Origin of the sequence: Pseudoalteromonas sp. SIMBA_162, from assembly GCF_046535955.1 — a bacterium.
Classification (GTDB): domain Bacteria; phylum Pseudomonadota; class Gammaproteobacteria; order Enterobacterales; family Alteromonadaceae; genus Pseudoalteromonas; species Pseudoalteromonas marina.
On record NZ_JAWJBQ010000012.1, the window covers coordinates 1 to 21667 of the forward strand.

Sequence of the window (21667 nt, forward strand, 5' to 3'; positions counted from 1 at the left end):
CGTTCAATCTGAGCCATGATCAAACTCTTCAATTAAAAAGTTTTGTGTCTTTCGACAGCTCAATGAATTCTGAATTTATTTAATATCTTTCGATATTGAATTGACTGTGCTGAATAACTACCTAAGTAATTATTCTGTTGGTCACTCAGTTTCAATTGAGACTCTAATTTGTTTGCCTCACTACCTAAGTAGCTTGGCTGTTAGAACTCAATCTGTACGAGTGCCCACACAGATGATTGCTTTATATTGTTAAAGAACGTTTGAGTTGCCTTAGCGACTCAAGGGAAGCGAATCTTACGCTTTCCTGTATTTTTGTCAATACTTAATTTTAAGTTTTATAAAAATCTAAACTCAAGTTTTACTCGACTCACTAAGTGACTTGCTTGCCTCGCTAAGCGTTGCCTGCTCTGCCGTCTCAGTGGGGTCGCATTATAGGGAGATCCGAAAACAGATCAACCCTTTTTTGAAGAAAACTTAAAAAAACGTGTCTTTCGCGCATATTTTCATCGAAACGGTTACTTTAAACACTAAAAAGGCCCACAAGGGCCTTTTTACTCAATGAACGATAAGCTTCCAACCAAGTTTACTTTGCTGTTTAGACTCTTGTTGTAGTTCACTTGCCATTAATGGATGTTCTTTTAACCAGTTACTTTCGAATGTTAATGTTAAAAGTTCATTCTTAGCGGTTAATTCAAAATTTGGCAGAACATCGTCCTGTCGTCTCATCGACAAAATAACGGACACTCGAAGTAACCTTACAATGTACTGCGCAAGAAGGTTGTTTGCACCTAACGCGTTAAAGCTGTCTTTTGGTATATCAGAACGATGTGCATCGGCTACTGCCACAATTAACCTGTGCTCTGATTGCGAAAAACCAGGCATGTCAGTATTTTCTAGAATATACGCTGTATGCTTATGATACTGCTTATACTCTATCAGTAAGCCGATTTCATGTAACTGCGCAACGGCTTTTAATAGGGGTAAGCCATTTAAGTGATTAATTGGCCAATCTTCATTGATGCTTTGTGCGAGCTCAATTGCCAAACTAGAGACTCGTGATGCTTGGTTTTGGTCAACATGATATCGACTCATAAACCCATCAACTGTTCGCTTTCTTATATCGCTATTATGAAACTCTGGCACCATGCTATATAAAACACCTTCACGAAGTGCGCCGCCTGCCAGTCCCATTTTTTCAATTTCTAACGATTCAAACAAAGCAATTAAAATAGCAAGGCCCGATACAAATACCAATCGACGATCTTCGCTTAAACCTGGAAGCTCTAACGCTGCAATGGATTTAAATGCAATTGATTGCTCTTTTATTGAATTAAGCTTTTCTAAAGTAAGAAGATCATCAAGGTTTTGTGCCACCATAATTTCTTGAATTGCTTGTACTGTACCTGATGCGCCTGATGCTATTTGCCATCCTGCGGCTTTGTATTCTGGAGCTATATTATCAATAACAGTTCGAGCAGCCTTTATAGCGGTATTGAAATTGCTATGTGTTAATAAGCAATCTTTAAAGTAACGCTCAAGGTAAGTAACACAACCCATATTGAGGCTCTTGTATAAAAGTGCATCAAACTCTTTACCAATCACTACTTCAGTGCTTGCACCACCAATGTCAATAACAAGCTGTTTGCCAGTACATGCAGAAGTATGCGCTACACCTTTGTATATGGTACGCGCTTCTAATTCACCACTGATAACATTGATTTTATGGCCAAGAATTTTTTCAGCCTGCGCTTTAAATACTTCAGCATTGGTTGCTAAGCGTAATGTAGCCGTAGCTACTATTGTAATATTTTGATTTGGAATATCTTGTAAACGCTCAGCAAAAAGCGCGAGGCATTCCCATCCTCGTTGCATAGCCTCGGTGCTTAATATGTTATCTTTATCAAGCCCTGCGGCTAACCTGACCTTGCGTTTTACGCGACCAATAGTTTGTAAACCGCCAGCCACTGATTTGGCAATTAGCATATGAAAGCTATTTGATCCCAAATCAATAACTGCGTATACATTTTTTTGCGGTATAAGTTGCCCCACCGTTCAAAAACCTCTAGTTACTACTACTTATAAAAACGGTCTATTACGACCGTCCTTTTTGGTAACTATTATTTGGTCGACGTCCGTTATTGTTACTACGATTACGAGGACCATTTGAATAGTTGCGCTTTCTTTGAATAATAGGCTTAGTTAAATCATCTAACAAAGCGGCTTTATCGTAATGCGATAAAGGAATGCTGTGCTCTATGTATTCTTCAATTTCATGCAGGTTGTATGCATATTGTTCACACGCAAAGCTTATTGCATGTCCTGATGCACCTGCACGACCTGTTCGACCAATACGATGAACATAATCCTCACAGTCGTCTGGTAAGTCAAAGTTAAATACATGACTTACTTCTGGTATATGCAACCCACGCGCTGCAACATCAGTTGCAACTAAAAAGTCTAATTCGCCTTTGCTAAATTGCGCTAAAATGCTTTGACGTTTTTTCTGATTTACATCACCCGTTAGCATACCAACACGATGACCATCAGCTTTTAACCACGCATACACGGTTTCACAACTGTGTTTAGTGTTTGCAAACACAATGGCTTTATCAGGCCATTCTTCTTCAATTAACGTTAATAAAAGCTTAATTTTATCTTCTTGTGAAGGGTGAAATAGCTCTTCTTTTATGCGTTTACCGGTTTTTACGTCTGGCTCAATTTGTACATGCTCTGGGTTGGTCATGTGTTCAAAAGCAAGTTCTTGCACGCGGTATGATAAAGTCGCAGAAAATAATAAGTTTAATCGCTTAGACGTATCTGGCATACGATCAAACATATAACGTATATCTTTTATGAAGCCCAAATCGAACATACGATCAGCTTCATCAAGCACGACAACCTCAATTTCATTAAGGGTGTAACAGCCTTGCTTGTACAAATCGATTAAACGACCTGTCGTGCCAATTAAAATATCTACGCCTTTTTCTAATTGTGCACGTTGTTTTTCGTAATCTTCGCCACCATATACTAAACCTAAGTTAAGATTACAGTGTGGCGCTAAAATTTTTGCATCTTTGTGTATCTGAATCGCAAGCTCCCGAGTAGGGGCCATGATCAGGGCTCTTGGATGTTTACTAGGTGCTTTGCTAGATTGTAATAACCGATGGCACGTAGCAGTTAAAAATGCCAACGTTTTGCCTGTACCTGTTTGTGCTTGGCCCGCAATATCGCGTCCATCACAAATAAAAGGTAGGCATTTTGCTTGAATAGGTGTGCAATATTCAAACCCATTCTCGGTTAGACCGGCAACCACTTCCGGTGCGATAGCAAAGTCTGAAAACTTTTTATCGGTTAAATGTGTCTTAGTCATAGCGTTTAAGCATAACGTTTAAACTTGCAATAAGAAACAAGAGTGTTTAAATACGCACTAAATATTTCGCCTAACTAAATCGGAGAGCGCAATGAGCGAGAAAATAATCCAAATTACTGACGATAGCTTTGAAGCTGACGTATTACAATCAGACAAGCCTGTACTAGTAGACTTCTGGGCTGAATGGTGCGGACCTTGTAAAATGATCGCCCCTATCCTTAATGAAGTTGCTGATGAATACGACGGTCGTGTTGCTGTTGCTAAACTTAATATTGACCAAAATGCTGGCACTCCGCCTAAATTTGGTATTCGCGGCATCCCTACTTTGCTTCTTTTTAAAGATGGCCAAGTTGCTGCAACTAAAGTTGGTGCACTTTCAAAAACACAACTTATCGAGTTTTTAGATAACAACATCTAATAGACTAGAACTAAAAAAGGGCTTTTTGCCCTTTTTTTGAATTTATTTTGTATAAACACTGGACGCTATGCCAGTGAACTGCTAGTTTATAAAGCCAACTAATCCTTAGTTATATTCAACCAACCTCACTCAACGATCAAAGCGACTTTGAGTATGACAATTGTAATAAAGAACCCACCAATATGCATTTACGCGAATTAAAAGACAAGTCTATAAAAGAACTTGTAAACTTAGCTGAGTCCATGGGGCTCGAAAACGTAGCCCGCTTAAGAAAGCAAGATATCATTTTTACCATATTAAAATCCCATGCCAAAGGCGGAGAAAATATCTTCGGCGGTGGTGTGCTTGAGATTTTGCAAGATGGTTTTGGCTTTTTAAGATCATCAGAAGCTTCTTACTTAGCTGGCCCAGATGACATTTATGTATCACCGAGCCAAATTCGCCGCTTCAGTATGCGTACTGGCGACTCAATTTCAGGCCTTATTCGTCCACCAAAAGATGGTGAACGTTACTTTGCATTACTTAAAGTAAACGAAGTTAACTTTGATAAACCTGAAAATTCTCGCACCAAAATTCTTTTTGAAAACTTAACTCCATTACATGCAAACGAACGTTTCCGCATGGAACGTGGTAACGGTAGTAAAGAAGATATCACTGCTCGTGTACTTGATTTAGCATCACCAATTGGCCGTGGCCAACGTGGTTTATTAGTAGCACCGCCAAAAGCGGGTAAAACAATGCTACTGCAAAACATTGCACAATCAATTACGCATAATCATCCTGATGTAACGTTAATGGTTTTACTAATTGACGAACGCCCTGAGGAAGTAACTGAAATGCAACGCCTTGTTAAAGGTGAAGTTATTGCATCAACGTTTGATGAGCCTGCATCTCGTCACGTACAAGTTGCCGAAATGGTTATCGAAAAAGCAAAACGTTTAGTTGAGCATAAAAAAGACGTTGTTATTTTACTTGATTCAATCACGCGTTTAGCACGTGCTTACAACACCGTTATTCCTTCATCAGGTAAAGTACTTACCGGTGGTGTTGACGCTAACGCACTACACAAGCCTAAGCGTTTCTTCGGTGCCGCACGTAACGTTGAAGAAGGTGGTAGCTTAACAATTATAGCCACTGCACTTATCGATACTGGCTCTAAAATGGATGAAGTTATCTACGAAGAATTTAAAGGTACTGGTAACATGGAATTACATCTAAACCGCAAAATTGCGGAAAGACGTGTATTCCCAGCTATCGACTTTAACCGCTCTGGTACTCGCCGTGAAGAACTACTTACTAAGCCAGATGAGCTGCAAAAGCTATGGATTTTACGTAAAATCGTTCATGAAATGTCAGAGATTGACGCCATGGAATTTTTAATCGATAAACTATCAATGAGTAAAACCAATGATGAGTTTTTTGATTCGATGAAACGCCAATAAACGCATTTAAGTAATACAAAAAAAGCGCCCTGGGCGCTTTTTTTATATTTGTTATAATGTGTACTTACGTTTCATTGTATTTGTGTAATACAGCCTGGAGCTCTGACACAAGCTGATTAATATATTTCATATCTTTTTCGCCTTTTTGCAATAAGGCGCTGTCTAAATTTTTCGCAGCTGAAGCTATTTCCTCTAAGGCGAACATTTGTGCTGCACCTAATATTCGGTGGCTATCTTTTTGCAAAGCGTCAAAGTCTTCACTTAGAAAATGCTGTGTAATATTTTCGCTTTCTAAACCAAAACTTTGTTTAAAACTTATTATTAAATCACTGATATCTATCTCACTTGGTACATTAGGTTCGTCCGAATGAACTTGGTCTAAATTTTCTGACAAGGTTTTATAAAATAAGTCTTTATCCAATGGCTTTGCAAGGTAACCGTTAAACCCTAATGTAAGATAGTCGTCAATTTCGTGACTCATTGCGTTTGCAGTGAGCGCAAAAATTGGCCGTTGAAAACCACATTTTTTCAATAGCTCAAAGGCCGCTCGTCCATCCATTATAGGCATTTGAATGTCGAGTAATACAAGATCTGGGTAGTCTTGTAAGCAACGCTCTACAGCTTGCTCACCGTTTTCTACCGCAATTACATCAAGCCCTAGTGAACGCAAGTAACGGCTAATAAACCTACGGTTATCTGCATGATCCTCTGCAAACAGGACAGTACCGCTTAGTTGCACTTTATTTTGCTCTATTTGCCCAATATCGCTTTGATCACTAGAAACTTGCGCACAAGGTAAAAAGAACGAAAATTGACTTCCTTTTTTATATTCACTTTGCACGCTAATATACCCGCCCATCATAGAAGCGAGCTGCTGTGATAAACTAAGCCCCAAACCTGTACCACCAAAACGTCGGCTAATACTGTTATCTGCTTGGCTAAAGTATTCAAAAATGAGCTTTAATTGCGATGAGTTCATACCTATACCGGTATCTTTAACAATCAGTACAATACCCTGCTCTGTTTTATTTAATGCAATTAATACCTGCCCTGATTGGGTAAACTTAATAGCATTGGCACACAAATTAATGAGAATTTGTTTTACTCGCATTATATCAAGGCGGGTGTAAAACTCATCGCCCACCTTATTTTCAAGCACAAGCCTGAGATTTTTTGCTTTTGCCTGAGGGTTAAACATTGCGTGCACATCGTTAACTAGTTGGACCATGTCAAAACAAGAAACATTAAGTTCTAACCTATTCGCTTCTATTTTACTTAAATCAAGTACATCGTTGATCAAACTTTTTAAATGGTTACTGTGCCGCTGAATAATAGCTAACTCATCTTTTAGCTGTTCAGGCTCGTATAAACCATTCATTAAGTCGTCTGTTTGTCCGAGAATCGCCGTTAATGGTGTTCTTATTTCATGGCTAACATTAGCCAAAAATTGACTTTTAACATCATTAGCAGCTCTCAACTCTTGGGCAACAGCTTGAAGCTCTGCTGTGCGTTGCGCCACTTGCTCAGCTAAATATTGTTTTGCCCGTTTTTCTGCGCCGCGTCGGTATAAAGCAACCCCTGTCACTATGACTAAAAATAACAGTACAAAAATAAACACCGTTAACTGCGAACGCTGATGCATTTTTAGTTCTTGTAATTTACGGTCTTGTTTCAGCTCTTTAATTTCTTGATTCAATTGTGTGGCTTTAAACTGTCTTTCCAATACTGCTAAAGCTTTAACAATAGAGTCACTTCTTAATTTACGTAATTCGTTATTGTATTTTTCATGCAACTGCATTGCATTTTCGTAGTTTCCCCTGCTCGCTTCAATCAAAGCGTGGGTGCCAAGTCCATCTCGCATTATGCGATCATTACTATGCTCTTCAAGTAATTCAAAAACGCGTTCAATGTTCGCTTTTGCCTCATCTAACATTCCCCTTACAAGCTGGACTTTTGCGAGAGTTTGCAGTGCAGTGAGCTCTAAGTTTTTATTATCAATTTTAAGTGAGTACTCTATCGCTAATTGCGCTTGTTCATACGCTAGTTCTACTTTATTAAGAATGATATTGACGTTTGCAAGGTTAGTGTACTGAGTAGCTAACTTATTGACATTATTGACAGATAGGTAATAACGGGTTGCTAATTGGTAGTAATGCATCGCTAAATCTAGCTGATTACTTTCAAAATAAACCACCCCCATATTGTTATGCACCAAAGCAATACCCAAATTATCATCTAACTTGCGAAAAATTTTTAACACATCTTGATAAATACTCATGGCATTTTCATAACGAGATAAGCGTATATAAACGCCTGCTATATTAAGTAAAATATCGCTTTTATCTTGTTCACTACCCACTTTTTCGTAAATTTCTTTTGCTTTTAAATAATAATCAAGCGTTGCTACCAATTTATGCATATTAAAATAAACCAAACCTATATTATTCAATAAATTTGCTTGCTCTAATGGTTGGTTATTAATTTTTGCAATATCAAGTGCACGGGTATATTGAGTAATTGCTTGTTTAAACAAGCCTTGATAAAAAAGTGCAACACCTTGCATTTTAATCGCACGAAAGTGCTCGCTAGGAAGAAGTGATCCAGAAGTTTCTTCCTCTAATGATTTAAAGTAATTAAAAGCATCACTATAGTGGCCGCTCGACAGCGCAGTATCGGCAAGGCCTGCATATATTACAGCACGACTTTGAGCTGTAATACGTTGGTTATTAAGTAAGGCGTTACCTAATTCAAGCTTTGCATCCCATTGTTGTTGTTGTTTAAACTCTTCTAATAATGGCTCTGATTGTTGAGCATAACTTGGCAAATAGAACAAACTGCATACAATGAATAAGAGGCACTTGAGCTTGCCATGCATAATTTTAATCCTTCAAATTGTTACGTGTAACAATGTAATCTGTACTGAAGATACACTAAATACTAGGACCTAAACAATGCTTAACCCACTGATTGACCGAATATTTGACTTAATATTAATCCAAAAAGTGTGGCAAGTTCATATCCTAGCAGCTGAGCTTATTAATTGTGGTGCAATTAAGCCACTTGATAAAAATCCCGAACGTGATTTATTTAAGCGTAATTTTTTAATTATGAATGCATTGTATCAACTACAGGAACAACTTCACCCTAAAAGTCTCTTAATATCAACACTTCATATAGAACTTATTGAAACGGAAATAGAAAATCCTGCAACGGTTAAATCAAATTTAAAAGATTATTATTTAGACTGGGGGAATTACGAAGCAAGCGAAGAGCAAATTAATGAGCTACTCACAAGTTTTTGGCAAAAGTTTAAGAAGGTAAATAGTGCGCCAGCTTTAGCAGAAGATCACTTTGACGCACTGTTGGCAAAGTGGCAGCTAACAAATGATTTTTCGCTTAAAGAACTACAAAAACGTTGGCGACAGCTTGCACTGGCGCACCACCCAGACAAACCTACTGGCTGCGAGAATGCATTCAAGCAAATAAAAGTAGAGTACGAGCAGCTTAAATCGGCTGCTCGCTCATAAATTGATTAACGCGTTAGGCGACGAGCACGAATTTTGCGCCCTTTTATATTACCTTCGGTTAATTTGCGAAGTGCCGGTTTAGACGCATTACGTTCAACAGCTACAAATGCGACGTTATCAAGAACATTAATTTTACCTACTTGACGCCCAGCAATACCGTCTTTACCCGTTAACGCACCTAAAATATCACCAGCACGCACTTTTTGCTTTTTACCTGAATCTATCATCAGAGTGACCATGTCTGGTTTGTACGGTGGTTTGTCCAACAAATTATATGAAGGCATTGGCTCTGGCTCAAAGTCGCGCTCATAGTGATCACCAATTTGCGCTACTTTGAATTGCTCTGCATCACCATAAATTGAGCAAGCAATCCCTTTTTTACCCGCGCGACCTGTTCGCCCAACTCGGTGAACGTGCGTTTGCGGGTCATGCGCTAAATGGTAGTTGATTACCATGTCCATATCGTCAATATCTAAACCACGTGCGGCAACATCTGTCGCAACTAAAATAGACGCACTTTTATTAGCAAAATGAATCAGAGTGCGCTCACGGTCACGTTGTTCTAAATCACCATGCAATGCCACGGCGCTGAAACCTTCATCGGCTAAATCGTCGCACACTTGCTGCGTTTCTACCTTGGTGTTACAAAACACAACACAACTTTGTGGTGTAAATTTAAGTAATAGTAACTTAAGTGTTGGATAGCGTTGTTTATTGTTATCCATTTTGTAGAAGTATTGTTTTATTGTGCTTTTTTCTTGCTCTTCTTCTACTTTAATCATTTCTGGGTTACTAAGTACACGCTTTGCTATCGCTTCGATTGCGCGTGGAAAAGTAGCACTAAACAAAAGCGTTTGGCGGTTTTGTGGAATACATTCAATAATCGCATCAAGGGTATCTTGAAAGCCCATATCAAGCATTTGATCGGCTTCGTCTAATACTAATGTTTCTACATCGTCTAACCGTAAAGTCCCTTTGCGAATATGGTCATCTACGCGCCCTGGTGTACCAACAATGATGTGTGCACCGTGTTCAAGTGACCCAATTTGCGGCCCAATTGATACACCACCACATAGCGTTAATATTTTAATATTATGGATACCACGCGCAAGTTTACGCATTTCAACAGCCACTTGTTCAGCAAGCTCACGTGTTGGACATAAAACTAGCGATTGAATTCTAAAACGTTTTACGTTTAATTTAGCAAGCACACCTAAACTAAACGCAGCCGTTTTACCTGAGCCGGTTTTTGCCTGAGCAATGATGTCTTTACCTTCAAGTACAGGTGGCAAACTTTGCGCCTGTACAGGTGTCATGTGGGCGTAGCCAAGCGTCGATAAATTATCAACAAGTCCAGCTGGTAAAGCCAAAGATGAAAAAGCAGTTGAAGTCACAGTAAATTCCATAGCAGTAAAAATAACGCAGGATAAAGTCCCACTAAATATGCCGCTAATAATAGCAGAATTCGTTATTGGCAACCATTAGCAAACACATTATAAAACATTGTTAATAAAAACACATTGCAAATGATATTTATTTTCATTAAGATTGCGCTTCACTTTTTATTTAAATAATGAGCTGGAAGCATCAAATGAAACTGAGTTCACTTTACATCGCACTATTAGCAACAATAACAACAAACACATATGCAAACTCTACCGACCTTGAACATATTGAAGTCAAAGGAAGTTTCTTTAATGACTACAAAGTAGATAACGCAAATGGTGCAATGAGAACATCAACTTCATTACTCGACACTGCTCAATCAGTGACTGTAATTAGCGATATTATTATTAACGAACAACTTGCGACAACACTAGGTGAAGTACTTTCAAACGATGCAAGCTTAACGGCTGGTTCTAAACAACGTAACCGTGAAGTATTTAACTTACGTGGTTTTGAACTTAGCTCATCAACGGGTTACTTACGCGATGGTCATCAGCACTGGTCGCACTATCAACAACCCATTGAAATTTTACAGCAAGTAGAAGTTATTAAAGGTCCATCGAGCATTTTATATGGTCAATCAGGCCCTGGCGGACTAATTAATATGGTCACTAAAAAGCCAACAGCACAAACTTTGTTCAATGCCAGTGCAGATGTAGATCAACACGGTTCAACGCGGTTTATGCTTGATGCTAGCGGAGCATTAACGGATGCAGAAGATTTACGTGCACGCGGTATTTTAGTTAAGCAAGATGTTGATTACTGGCGCGAATACCAAAATGGTGAAAACCGCGAGCGTGACCGCTTTTTAGGTGCATTTATTGTTGATTACGACATTAGTGATAATGCCTTAGTACGTGTGCATTACGACCGCACAGACGACGAAGCAGGTTTAGACACCGGTGCATGGATAGACGACAACGCCAACGTTATTGGCGACGATAAAACTATTCGCGATATGTCTTGGGCGTTTACCGACATAACGGTAGAAAATGCGGGCATAGATTTTAAAGTGTTTTTAAACGATAACTGGCAAGTAAAACTTGGTTATAACGAACAAACATTTGAGCGCCAACGTTTTGAGTCAGCGCCACGTAAGCCGGGTAATTTTGTTGAAGGCGACAGCTATGAGTCTCGCCCGTACGACCGATTCGACGACTGGCAATTTAAAACAGCATTTATCGACTTCATTGGTGAATTTGAAACAGCCGGTGTTCATCATCAATTATTAATTGGTGCTAACTCGCTTGATTATTATTATGGCCAGCGTCGCACCTCAGCTGATTCATTTAATTTTATAGCAGGCCAAGCAGAACCAAATCGTCCAACTGTCAGTTACAAAACAGACGACACTATTAGCGAAACAGAATACGACTATTACGGTATTTATGTGCAAGACTTAATCACGTTTTCGCCACAATGGCAGCTATCGCTTGGTGGTCGCTACGATAAGCAAACACGTGAAGATGCAAATAATGAATCGTTTGTGCCAAAAGTAGGTGTTCTGTATCACCCTAATGCATCAGCTACCATATACGCGAGTTACTCTGAAGGCTTTGAGCCTCAAGGAAGCGATACTCTTGTAAACGAAGACGATATAAATAATGGTATGAAGCTTGACGCCGTTACCTCTGAGCAAAAAGAAATTGGCGTTAAGTGGCAATTGTTTGATGATCGCTTAATGCTAAGTGGTGCGCTTTTTGACATTAGTAAAAATGGCACACTAGTTACAGAAACACTTGATATACCAGTGGGTGATTTAATCTCTGAAACAAACCAAATTGGTGAACAGCGCCACAAAGGCATTGAACTAACAGCGCAAGGTGCGGCAACTGACCGTTTATTCGTAATGGCATCGACTATGTATTTAGATGCAAATTACGAGCGTGACGAAGATTTAGAAGGCAAGCGCCCTACCGATGCCCCTAAATGGTCTGCATCTCTTTGGACACGTTACGAATTAAACGACGCGATTGCATTTAATGCGGGTGCATTTTACGAAGGTGAGCGCTTTGCAGATAGTGCCAATACTATTACTAAAGATGCCTACACACGCGTAGATGTAGGTGCAACTTACAAACTTAAAGTAAGCAAAACCGATGTTAACTTACGCCTAAACATAGAAAACTTATTTGATGAAGATTATCTAGCCGGTGGCGGAACAAATAACGTAACAATAGGTGAAGGTACTAACATAAGACTGGCTGCACAGTTTAGCTTTTAATTCAGCGCTTTAATTACCAGCCCGCGCTTAAAATACGCGGGCTTTTTGCGCTTTAAAGCCGCTCATTCATCTCATTCTATTTTTTTACGTCTTTATTACATGTTTTAATAGCCGCAATTACAAACAAGGCTAATTACCATGAAAAACCTCATCACCGCGCTGCTGCTTACCAGTAGTATGGCAGCTACTGCCAGCAGCAACGAATTTACACCAAAGCAATTACAACAAGTAGATGAAGTGCGTACCACTGCACTTAATAGCCACCTAAGCTATGAGCTATTAGAGTCACTAACAACAGAAGTTGGCCCGCGCTTACCTGGCACTGAAAACGACAAAAAAGCCGTTGCATGGGCACAAGCTAAATTTAAAGAACTCGGTTTTGACAAGGTATGGCTTGAAGAGGCAACTTTCCCAGAGTGGCGCCGCTACAGCGAAAGTGGAAAAATATTAACGCCTAGCGAGCAACCCCTTCACTTAACCGCGCTAGGTAATAGCATAAGCACACCGAAAGAAGGTATTAGCGCACCCATTGTATTATTCGAAACACTTGATGAGCTAAAAGCAGCACCGGCTAATAGCTTAAAGGGTAAAATTGCTTACATTAATTACCGAATGAATCGTGATATAGACGGTAATGGTTATGGACCCGCTGTTAAAGCACGTGCCACTGGAGCAATTGAAGCATCTAAAAAAGGGGCTGTGGCCTACATGATGCGCTCAGTAAGTACAGGTCATCACCGTTTTGCCCACACTGGCGGTAGTTATTACAAAGAAGGTGTTAAAAAAATACCTAATGTAACCATTGCCAACCCCGATGCCGATCAAATTGCCCGTTTAGTCGCTTTAGGTAAAAATGTATCGGTAAATATAAATGTACAAACCGAAAACCTTGGCGAAGGCACTAGTTACAATGTTATAGGCCAATTTAACGGGACTGAAACCCCTGAACAATATGTATTAATTGGCGGACATTTAGACTCATGGGATTTAGGCACAGGCGCACTTGATGACGGCGCCGGCGTTGCATTAACTATGGCGGCAGCTAAACATATTAGCGATGTAAAACGCCCTAAACGCAGTATTCGCGTTGTCCTTTTTGCCGCTGAAGAGCTTGGTTTATGGGGTGCTAAAGCTTACTTTGCGAAACATAAAAATGATTTACACAATATTGTTGCTGCCGCAGAGTCTGATTTTGGCGCTGATGTAGTTTACGGTTTTGAATCAAATGTAGATGCAGCGTCACTGCCTGTAGTGCGCGCTATCGCGAAAGAACTTGCCCCTTTAAATGTTGAGTACATTGGTAAAAACCAAGCTAACGGCGGACCTGATCTAATTCCATTTAAAAATGCAGTCTCGGCACCTATTTTTGAGCTAGCCCAAGATGGTACAGACTACTTTGATTATCACCACACTGCTGACGACACGCTTGATAAAGTAACGCCAGCAAAGCTTCGTCAAAATACAGCAACCTATGCGGTATTTGCACTTATGGCAGCAGACGCAAAAACAACAATTAAACCAAAAGTAACAACAAAAGAGTAGCAGACATACTTACTTACAGTTTGCTGCTTTAAAAAATATGCCCCTTGATTTACTTTAGTAGAAATTAAAACTCGGGGCATTATTGCATGCTGCTTTTCAACACCAGTCAGTCCTTTCCTCACTTTTCACAAACGCAGTGCTGCCCAAACTGCCAAAGCGATAGCTATCACTTAGTAAACCATAGCCGTTACTTACGTTTTACGATTATTCCTATCGTACCGTTAAAGCTAAACTACAAGCGCGAATGCTACCAATGTGGATATAACGAAGTCATTAGTATAAAAAAACTCCCCTTAATTGAAAAACTAAGCCTGCCAAAATACGGGGTTGGCTTAATTTTATTATTGTGGGTAATGGTGTATTTTTTTCAACAATACACCGATAACCAAGCACTCAAATACAGCTACTTAAATAACCCACAGGCATTTGATACGTACTTAGTTCACGCCGATAAATTTACTCACGAACCATGGACGCTAACAAATTTAAAAGTGGCCCAAGTGCTAAGCTTTGACGAGCAATTTATTACTTTTCAAGTAAGCAACTATAGCTATAAACGCAACCGAGGCATAACCACGGCGATGCGCACCAGCTTATTAGTGCAACGCGATTATTTTTCAACAAACACAATTACCTTACCGCGTGATGAGGTAAAGCGCTTATATGACAGTGACGTGATTTACGATGTACTACGCCCACACGCTAATAGCTTGTATGGTGGGTTTGTGATGTTTCCGCCTAAACCTAAGCCTTTATACAAAGGTTTAAAACTAGATAAAAATAACCAGCAAGGCATTATGTACTTTAAAGATGGGCAATTTGAAGAAGCCTTAGAGAGCTTTAAACTTGCTGCAGAGTCAGGCTCTCAATGGGGTCAGCTTAACCTTGCGCAAATGTACCGAGACGGGCAAGGTGCAGGCAAAAACACACAACAAGCTATTTACTGGTATAAAAAAGCAATTGCTCAAGGTAATAGTAAAGCAGCTTACGAGCTTGAGCAGTTGTGTAAATTTATAACGTGCGAATAAGTTATGTAGGGCAGAAAACGCTGCTCTACTTGTTTGTCTTAAATAACCTTGTATAAGCTACATGAAAAAGCACAATAACCAGCCCGGCAACAACACCTAACAACCCATCAAAAATAACCGGAGCTAATACCTCACCTATATTGCCTAGTATTGATTGCGCATAGCCAATCATATTAAGTTGTGTGTGGTGCAGTAACTCAATACCATGAGATAAAATACCCCCACCCACCAAAAACATAGCAACAGTACCTGCAAACGCTAAAAATTGCATAAGTCGCGGTGCTGCTGCAAGTAAGCCTTTACCTATAAACTCTTTAACCGTACTGCCAGAGACTTTAGATTGATTCACCAAATACAAGCCTGCATCATCAAGTTTTACAATGGCAGCCACAAGTCCGTAAACACCTATAGTCATAACAATGGCTATTACACAAAGCACTAAAGATTGATTAAGCAATGTTTGACCTGCAACAGTGCCGAGCGTAATAACAATAATTTCAGCCGATAGAATAAAGTCCGTTCGTATCGCGCCTTTTATTTTTTGCTTTTCATATTCAACTAAATCAGGCGTTTCGTCGCCATCGGCAATATCATCGTGATGAGGTAAAAATCGCGCAAATACTTTTTCAGCCCCTTCAAAACATAAAAACAAACCACCTAAAATTAAAAGTGGTGTAATTAGCCATGGCAGCCAAACGCTGATCATTAAAGCTGCTGGGACAAGTATGGCTTTATTTAAAAATGACCCTTTTGCTACCGCCCATACAACAGGTAGCTCTCTGTCGGCTGACACACCCGTTACTTGCTGTGCATTGAGTGCTAAGTCGTCACCTAAAATACCCGCCGTTTTTTTTGTCGCAATTTTACTCATAGTTGCAATGTCATCGAGTAAAGCCGTTATATCATCTAATAATGTTAAAAGATTAGTGCCTGCCATTGTACTTCCTAAGGTCTGTTGTTCTTTAAAGGTTAATTTGCAGTAGCCTGTTTGGTTCTTCCTAAGGGCTACTTACTCTTTGTTGCTCGGCTTTTACTTAGTCCACTAGGTTACAAACCTCGCGCTGCGATTAAATAGCCCCTAGTGTGAACAAATTTCAAGCCGAAAAGATCAACAGACCCTATCTTATAAATAATTTAATCAACATAACGTAAAGCACGTCTTTCACCAACGGTTAATTTTGCTCTGTTATTCTGAAATAGAATAGCCGGTGAAAAATAAAGGAAGGGGAAATGAAAGCAACAATCGTTTTAGTAGTTTATTTACTGTGTTTAATAGGGTGCAATGACAAAACAACAACCACACACTATGTATGCAATGATAATAAAGCCGTGCTTAATGTCTTAGCAAACGAAAAAGCAGCACTCACTTTTAAAAATAAAATCTATCATCTTACGCATGAAAGAAGCGCCTCTGGTAATAAATACATTAGTAACAAAGTCCTTTTTTGGGGGAAAGGCACTAAAGCTATGCTTATAATTTCAGGGAATAAACACCTTTGCAGCACAAAATAACAACCCACTAACAACATATTAAAAAACTTGCTACACTAACAAAAGTCTTAATTTTGTTGATGAAGTTATGCGTTCTATTGCCATTAAACATAAAATAATTTTAGCCTTTTCTGCCATTGGCTTACTAATGCTTATTAGTAGCTTATTTTTTTACTGGTCCTTAAATAAAATAAGCACCACAACTTCACGTATAGAAAACCTTGCCGTACCAGCCCAACAAGTAAGTAAAGACTTAAGGCTATCGCTTCTTTCTATTACTAAATTCAATGCTCTAGCTTATAGCCAAACAAAACCTGATTTATTACTGACCAATAAAAAAGAAGCTCTTAGCGAGCAACAAGAATTCAGTAATATGCTCAATGCACTTAAGCCGCAATTAACGGGTCAGCAAAACATGCAAACTTTGCTAGTTGACGCTTCAAAAAACTTTGAGCAACTAAGCAAAACAAGCGCAAACATGTTTAATGCCAAAGAACAGCGTTTTAGTGCGCAGTCGGCTGCCGCTCTATTAATTACAGAGTTTGGTGTTGAGCTAAGTAACCTCAGTAATGGCTTACTCGATATAGAACTCATAGAGGTCAGTGCAAAGCAGCAATCTTTACTCAGCTCTGTATTTGGCACTGCAACACGCATAGACGACTTACTATTTAATTTAAGCAACAATATTAAAAGTATTACGCAAACTACAAGTGTTAGCGACTTAAATGCCCATCAACAAGATACCCAATTTTTACTTGATAACATCCAGCCAAACTTTGTGTATTTAGAACAGCAAGCCACTCCCTTTGGTGACAGTTTAAACGCGGCTCAATTCACCGAGCAATTTAATAACTTAAGATCACGATTGAATGGACCCGACGGTATTTACGCTCAGCAAAATAAAGCGCTTAAAAACACCCAAATGGCACAGCAAAGTTTTGAGCGCTTTCAACAAGAGTTTATAGATACAGAAAGCCAATTATTACAGCTTAATAAGCTGGCTGACGAGCGTTTTCAAACACTACAAAACAGTGCCAAGTCGGCAATTAATATGGGCTCTAGCTCTGTTGTTATAATTGCGATTGTACTTATTGGATTACTTATTGTTATTTCAATATTTACAACCAATGCTATGCTAAAACCGCTTAAAAAAGTAAATAGCGATTTAGCACGTATTGCCTCGGGTGATTTTTCCAAACGCAGCCAACCGCGTAGCAAAGATGAGTTTGGCACTTTACTTAACAACATTAATAAGCTTAGTGACGATTTATCACACCTTATAAAAGCAATTAGTAATGATGCCCACGAGCTTGATAAATCGGCCATTCAAACAAGTGAAAAAGGTCAACAAATGACCATTGTTGCTCAGCAACAATTAGAACGAAGCGCACAAGCCACAGACCTTGCACATAGCATGTTAAATAATTCGCAAGCGGTTTATGAGCAGGCCGATAATGCATCTAACGAGATCACCAACGCCTCTCAGTTTGCAAACGACGTCAACCAAATAGCTAACGACAACAGTTTAAGTATTGAAGCACTCTTAAATCGACTCGATAAAGCGGTAAGTAGCACAGAAGAGCTGGCTGAGTTTACAGATTTAATAGGCGCAATTGTAAACACTATTAGCAGCATTGCAGAGCAAACTAATCTACTTGCATTAAATGCAGCAATAGAAGCGGCAAGAGCCGGAGAAAATGGCCGAGGTTTCGCGGTGGTTGCTGACGAGGTCCGCTCATTAGCGGCACGCACACAAAGCTCCACAAGTGAAATTCACACTATGATTCAAACGCTGCAACAACACACAAAAACGACGCAAAAAGAAATTAACGATGGCCAACAACAAGCTAAACAGTGTGTTGAAAACAGTGCTGAACTAAATAAAGCGGTTGAGCGTATAAAAGGAACATTACTTTCAATTAACCACATGAGTGAGCAAATTGCTACGGCTTCTCATGAACAGTTAACAAACAGTGATGATATTCAAAAAATAATGGCTAAGGTGACCGAACAAGCCACTTTAAATGCCAATAACGCAACCACCCTAGCAAGCGAAAGTGAAGACGTAAATCAACTTGCACACTCTTTAACAAGTGCCGTAGAGCGCTTTAAGTTTTAAGTACAGGTGTAATGACTTGCTTTGCATGAAATGGGTATAATAGTTCAACTCTTTTGCTTAATAGCGGCCCATAATGAAATATAAAGATCTGCGCGATTTTATCAATTTACTTGAAAAAAAAGGTGAGCTTAAACGCATCACCCAAGAAATTGACCCGTATCTTGAAATGACCGAAATTTCCGACCGCACACTGCGTGCAAAAGGTCCTGCCTTATTATTCGAAAACCCAAAAGGGCACAGCATGCCGGTGCTTACCAATTTATTTGGAACACCAAAGCGGGTTGCCATGGGGATGGGTCAAACAGACGTTAACGAACTGCGTGAAGTAGGTAAGTTACTCGCGTTTTTAAAAGAGCCTGAGCCTCCTAAAGGTATTAAAGAGGCACTTGGATCTATTCCTGTGTTTAAAAAAGTGCTGAATATGCCAGCTAAAGAAGTTAAAAAAGCACCTTGCCAGCAAGTAGTTTTAGAAGGCGATGACGTTGATTTAACAAAGCTACCTATTCAACACTGCTGGCCGGGCGATGCAGCCCCTTTAATTACGTGGGGTTTAACCGTAACAAAAGGGCCATACAAAAAACGTCAAAATCTGGGTATTTATCGCCAACAGCTATTAGGTAAAAATAAAATAATTATGCGCTGGTTGTCGCATCGTGGCGGCGCGCTCGACTTTCAAGAGTGGTGTAAAGAAAACCCTGGCCAGCCTTATCCTGTGTCGGTGGCGTTAGGCGCCGATCCAGCGACCATTTTAGGTGCGGTAACTCCTGTTCCAGATACGCTTAGCGAATATGCATTTGCTGGGTTATTACGTGGAAGCCGAACTGAAGTAGTAAAGTCGATTTCAAATGACTTGCAAGTACCTGCCAGTGCCGAAATAGTACTAGAAGGTCATATTATGCCAGGCGAAATGGCGCCTGAAGGCCCCTATGGCGACCACACTGGTTACTACAACGAAGTAGATGACTTCCCTGTTATGACCGTAACTCACATTACACACCGTAAAGATCCTATTTATCACAGCACATTTACTGGCCGTCCGCCTGATGAGCCGGCTATTCTGGGTGTTGCACTAAACGAAGTGTTTGTTCCGATATTACAAAAACAGTTTCCCGAAATTGTCGATTTTTATTTACCGCCTGAAGGGTGTTCGTACCGCATGGCAGTAGTCACAATGAAAAAACAATACCCTGGTCACGCCAAGCGCGTAATGATGGGAGTATGGTCGTTTTTACGACAATTTATGTATACCAAGTTTGTAATTGTGTGCGACGACGATATAAATGCACGCGACTGGGAAGATGTTATTTGGGCCATAACAACTCGTATGGACCCAGCGCGTGATACTACGTTAATTGAAAACACCCCAATAGATTATCTAGATTTTGCTTCTCCGGTATCGGGACTTGGTTCTAAAATGGGGATGGACGCAACCAACAAATGGGCAGGCGAAACCGACCGCGAATGGGGTGAACCAATAGTGATGGACAAAGCCACCAAAGAACGTGTTGATGATATTTGGGATAGCCTTAAAATTCTCTAACAACTCAACAAACCAAGCGGTGGCCAATAATTTATTTGCCACCGTTCGGACAAGCTATAAACAGGCTATAAAATACCCCTGTAGATATGCTAGAATCGACTCATTCAATTGCGTATCTGCTGTCAAAAGCGCTGCTAAAAGGTAAAAAATGCAAACATTAAAAGCTGAAGTTGTAGCTATCAGCCCACTTACAGAATTTGTTAACAAAGTAATTTTAAAGCCACAACAACCTGTGACCTTTGAAGCGGGCCAATACATGCAACTGGTGTTAAGTGAAAAAGACAAACGCGCTTTTTCTATTGCTAGCCGCCCATCTCAATGTGACGAAATAGAACTACACATTGGTGCTTCGGGTGCAGACTCATACGCAATGCAATCGCTTGAACACTTACGCAATGCACATGCAAACAAGACAATGGTTGATATAGAGGCCGGGTTAGGTGTGTCTCAACTTCGATTACAATGTAATCGACCTATTATTTTACTTGCCGGTGGCACTGGTTTTTCGTATGTAAAATCAATGGCAGATCACTTAGCTGAAATAAACTGTGACCGCCCTGTATTATTTTATTGGGGTGTTAAAGAAGAGTCGGCATTGTACGCACATGAAGAAATGAAATTATGGGCAGAGAGCCATGAACATTTTGAATTTATTCCTGTTGTCGAAAACCCATCTGCTAATTGGCAAGGTCACACTGGTTTTGTGCACAAAGCAGTAATGCAAGATATTGTATCACTTGAACCTTACGACATTTACATGGCGGGTCGTTTTGACATGATAGGGATTGTACGTGACGACTTTATAGCTCATGGCGCTATTCGTGAAAACATGTACGCCGATGCATTTGCATTTATAAAGTAAACTCATCGCATAGTTTAATAATAAGCACCTACGGGTGCTTTTTTTATGACTTTAAATTTTTAATAGTTTAAACCTATCATATTCATCAATATAAACAATTTCCTAAAATCCAATCTATAAACCATACTTTGTACAGAACATCAGCGGGAGAGACCCAAATGCTAAATACAAAAGTAAAAGATTTTATGCAACGTAAGTTGCCAAACATAACACCAGACACCGAAATGACGACAGCCATAGCCGAGTTACAAAAATTTAAATTACTTGGTGCGCCTGTATTCGACAACGAAAAGTGCCTTGTCGGATTTATTTCAGAGCAAGAATTATTAAAGCCTTTAATGCAGAGCAGTTATTTTTGCGAAGGGGTTGTAAAAGTGTCGCAGCTTATGCAAACCAATGTAGTCACAGTAAGTAGCGATTTAAACATTATTGAACTGGCTGAACAAATGCAGCCGGGTAAGCCTAAAAACTACCCTGTGGTAGAAGGCGTAAAAGTGGTCGGAATGATAAATCGTGCCGATGTACTCAAAGCGCTCTACGATAACTACCTTAGCTGTCAAGAGCACTAATTTAAACCTGAGCGTTAGACAGTAAATCTCTTAACTAGCGCTCAAGTTAAGTCTATAAATATGCGGCTTTAAAGCGGCATATTTATTTT

The 21667-nt window shown here is 39.7% G+C and carries 16 protein-coding genes; 11 read left to right on the forward strand and 5 right to left on the reverse strand.

Annotated elements, in window-relative coordinates; all coding sequences use genetic code 11:
- Positions 1-555: 555 nt before the first annotated feature.
- Positions 556-2049: a guanosine-5'-triphosphate,3'-diphosphate diphosphatase gene (gene gppA, locus R0J88_RS10280; RefSeq protein WP_410899838.1), complete on the reverse strand. Its 1494-nt coding sequence runs from the start codon at positions 2047-2049 to the stop codon at positions 556-558.
- Positions 2050-2092: 43 nt separating this feature from the next.
- The gene (rhlB, locus tag R0J88_RS10285) at positions 2093-3370 is read right to left on the reverse strand and encodes an ATP-dependent RNA helicase RhlB (RefSeq protein WP_006792443.1); all 1278 of its coding nucleotides are present in this window, start codon (positions 3368-3370) and stop codon (positions 2093-2095) included.
- A 91-nt stretch (positions 3371-3461) separates the two neighbouring features.
- On the opposite strand from rhlB, the gene trxA reads away from it, so the two are divergent.
- Both trxA and rho read left to right on the forward strand, forming a co-directional pair.
- Positions 3462-3788 (forward strand): thioredoxin TrxA, encoded by a 327-nt coding sequence (gene trxA / locus R0J88_RS10290; RefSeq protein ID WP_006792444.1) that lies wholly within the window; start codon positions 3462-3464, stop codon positions 3786-3788.
- Positions 3789-3970: 182 nt separating this feature from the next.
- Positions 3971-5230: a transcription termination factor Rho gene (gene rho / locus R0J88_RS10295; protein ID WP_006792445.1), complete on the forward strand. Its 1260-nt coding sequence runs from the start codon at positions 3971-3973 to the stop codon at positions 5228-5230.
- Positions 5231-5294: 64 nt separating this feature from the next.
- Here the strand turns inward: rho and R0J88_RS10300 are convergent, their stop codons facing one another.
- Positions 5295-8105, reverse strand: coding sequence for an ATP-binding protein (locus R0J88_RS10300; RefSeq protein ID WP_410899839.1), 2811 nt, complete (start codon positions 8103-8105; stop codon positions 5295-5297).
- Positions 8106-8181: 76 nt separating this feature from the next.
- Between R0J88_RS10300 and R0J88_RS10305 the strand changes: the two genes are divergently transcribed.
- Complete coding sequence (locus tag R0J88_RS10305) at positions 8182-8757, forward strand: DNA-J related domain-containing protein (RefSeq protein ID WP_410899840.1); 576 nt, start codon at positions 8182-8184, stop codon at positions 8755-8757.
- 5 nt (positions 8758-8762) lie between these two features.
- Here the strand turns inward: R0J88_RS10305 and dbpA are convergent, their stop codons facing one another.
- Positions 8763-10151 (reverse strand): ATP-dependent RNA helicase DbpA, encoded by a 1389-nt coding sequence (gene dbpA / locus R0J88_RS10310; protein ID WP_039038219.1) that lies wholly within the window; start codon positions 10149-10151, stop codon positions 8763-8765.
- 197 nt (positions 10152-10348) lie between these two features.
- Between dbpA and R0J88_RS10315 the strand changes: the two genes are divergently transcribed.
- The 3 genes from R0J88_RS10315 (at position 10349) to R0J88_RS10325 (ending at position 14997) form a co-directional block, all read left to right on the forward strand.
- Positions 10349-12427, forward strand: a complete 2079-nt coding sequence (locus R0J88_RS10315) for a TonB-dependent siderophore receptor (RefSeq protein ID WP_410899841.1) — start codon at positions 10349-10351, stop codon at positions 12425-12427.
- Positions 12428-12565: 138 nt separating this feature from the next.
- Entirely contained in the window at positions 12566-13969 is a 1404-nt protein-coding gene (locus R0J88_RS10320) for a M20/M25/M40 family metallo-hydrolase (RefSeq protein ID WP_410899842.1), read from the forward strand.
- 86 nt (positions 13970-14055) lie between these two features.
- Positions 14056-14997: a tetratricopeptide repeat protein gene (locus R0J88_RS10325; RefSeq protein ID WP_410899843.1), complete on the forward strand. Its 942-nt coding sequence runs from the start codon at positions 14056-14058 to the stop codon at positions 14995-14997.
- A 25-nt stretch (positions 14998-15022) separates the two neighbouring features.
- Here the strand turns inward: R0J88_RS10325 and R0J88_RS10330 are convergent, their stop codons facing one another.
- The gene (locus R0J88_RS10330; RefSeq protein ID WP_410899844.1) at positions 15023-15934 is read right to left on the reverse strand and encodes a DUF808 domain-containing protein; all 912 of its coding nucleotides are present in this window, start codon (positions 15932-15934) and stop codon (positions 15023-15025) included.
- Between the two features lie 293 nt (positions 15935-16227).
- Here R0J88_RS10330 and R0J88_RS10335 point away from each other — a divergent pair, with 293 nt between their 5' ends.
- From R0J88_RS10335 to R0J88_RS10355, 5 genes are all read left to right on the forward strand, one after another.
- A complete protein-coding gene (locus R0J88_RS10335) occupies positions 16228-16509 on the forward strand; it encodes an MliC family protein (protein WP_410899845.1) in 282 nt (93 codons plus the stop codon).
- Between the two features lie 67 nt (positions 16510-16576).
- Positions 16577-18607: a methyl-accepting chemotaxis protein gene (locus tag R0J88_RS10340; RefSeq protein ID WP_410899846.1), complete on the forward strand. Its 2031-nt coding sequence runs from the start codon at positions 16577-16579 to the stop codon at positions 18605-18607.
- A 73-nt stretch (positions 18608-18680) separates the two neighbouring features.
- The gene (ubiD, locus tag R0J88_RS10345; RefSeq protein WP_006792455.1) at positions 18681-20147 is read left to right on the forward strand and encodes a 4-hydroxy-3-polyprenylbenzoate decarboxylase; all 1467 of its coding nucleotides are present in this window, start codon (positions 18681-18683) and stop codon (positions 20145-20147) included.
- Between the two features lie 148 nt (positions 20148-20295).
- The gene (gene fre / locus R0J88_RS10350; protein WP_006792456.1) at positions 20296-21009 is read left to right on the forward strand and encodes an NAD(P)H-flavin reductase; all 714 of its coding nucleotides are present in this window, start codon (positions 20296-20298) and stop codon (positions 21007-21009) included.
- 158 nt (positions 21010-21167) lie between these two features.
- Positions 21168-21578: a CBS domain-containing protein gene (locus R0J88_RS10355; RefSeq protein WP_006792457.1), complete on the forward strand. Its 411-nt coding sequence runs from the start codon at positions 21168-21170 to the stop codon at positions 21576-21578.
- The last annotated feature ends 89 nt before the right edge of the window (positions 21579-21667 follow it).